This window comes from Vibrio sp. Vb1026, from assembly GCF_033338745.1.
Lineage (GTDB): Bacteria > Pseudomonadota > Gammaproteobacteria > Enterobacterales > Vibrionaceae > Vibrio > Vibrio alginolyticus.
The window spans coordinates 1-1513 of sequence record NZ_JAWOTH010000074.1; the positions used below are offsets into that span (position 1 = coordinate 1).

The 1513-nt window shown below is 45.0% G+C and carries 2 protein-coding genes; both read right to left on the minus strand.

Annotated elements, in window-relative coordinates:
• A partial coding sequence (locus tag R7E47_RS24250; RefSeq protein ID WP_318085222.1) for an AMP-binding protein occupies positions 1-629 on the minus strand: 629 nt, incomplete at its 3' end.
• Positions 630-776: 147 nt separating this feature from the next.
• The gene (locus R7E47_RS24255; protein WP_318085224.1) at positions 777-1502 is read right to left on the minus strand and encodes an AraC family transcriptional regulator; all 726 of its coding nucleotides are present in this window, start codon (positions 1500-1502) and stop codon (positions 777-779) included.
• Positions 1503-1513: the final 11 nt, after the last annotated feature.

The window sequence follows — 1513 nt, forward strand, 5'->3', positions numbered from 1 at the left end:
ATCAGCTGTTGTACCGACCAACTAAACGCTCCGTAAGTCAGCATTGCGCCTTTTGGCAAACCTGATGTGCCGGAGGTATACACCAATGACATCAACTTATCGTCGTAGTGTTGTGGACGCTCTTCACTTGGCACGGCATCCGCAATCAATGCGTTGAACTGGTATTGGCATTGTGGTGCTGAATCATACGGCAGCGCGATGCTGATAAGCTCTGGTATGGCATCAATGACTTGCTGAGTTGCTGCTGGGTCATCAAGCTTCCCCCCGATCAGCGCCTTACTTTCACTGTGAGTTACACAGTATTCAATCGTGTCGGCCCCTGCGGTAGGGAAAATAGGTACGCTTACGTAATCCCCTAGCATCATGGCCAAATCGCAGATAAACCACTCTGCGCAGTTTTTCGATACCAGTGCGACTTTATCGCCAGGCTGAATACCCAGCCCACGTAGTGCGCTGACGAGCTTGAGAGCCTGATCGGCGACTTCTGCGTAAGTAAACTCGACAAACTGTCGGTTAATGATTTGTTTTAGGTAGACCTCATTCGGGCGCTCCGCTGCCCATTTAAGGATCATTTCATTTGGTGGTGGGAGAGCGCAACCAGCAGTGCTATTTATTTTCGGCTGATTCATGTTTGGTGACTCCATGTCTTCTCATTGTATTTATAGTTGTTAATGCATTGTTAACTTTAGCATGTTGAATTACGACACGGGAACGCATTTTGATGAATTCTGTGGGCAAGTTAGCGTTAGATCGGCAAAAAACGCTGTGATTTGAGCTTAAAACTGTTGGCGATAATTCGCCGGAGAAGGCCCCGTTTTCTTTTTAAAGATACGAGAAAAGTACGAGACATCGCGATAACCACATTGGTAAGCGATATACGCGATTTTCATGGATTCGTTCTCGATCAGCATTTTTTTGGCTAATGAAATGCGTTTCGCAGTCACATAGTCACGAAAACACATACCAACTTTGCGGTGAAACACCTTTGAGAAGTAAGTCGGAGAGTAATGGCACAGTGCCGCGGCTTCTTCTTCTCTTAGGTCTTTATGAACATTGTTGGCGATGTAATTGACGACATCTGAGAAATTGGACTTGCCATTGCGGGAAAAAATATTGTCCGCAGAAATTTGAGCGTCATCGACTTTGGCGTGTAAAAAGTATTTGAGCTTAGCTTGAGAAAGCCACACTGGTAGCGTGTTTTCATTGAGCTCATAACACTCAGCGGTGATGTGACTTGGCGGTAAGCAACACTCGGTGTTTTCTTTTGTGACAACAATCAGTTTCTTATCAAGGTTTTCACAAAGGGTAGCAATGCTTTTGGCATGGTCGGTTGGGTCATGGGTGATGTAGTAAAAGAAGTAGCAAAACTCTTTATCACTCAATACTGATATGTCGTTGCTGCAATCTAGCAAATCAAAATGCTGCTCAAACTCTGCCTTAAATTCTTCAGGCAGAGTGTGTAACGGCTCTCCAATCCAATACGCTTTTGTCACTCTTTCCATATGACATCCTT

Coding starts and splice junctions, on each gene's coding strand:
- R7E47_RS24255 (WP_318085224.1), bottom strand. CDS start 1,502: ATGGAAAGAGTGACAAAAGCGTATTGGATTGGAGAGCCGTTACACACT.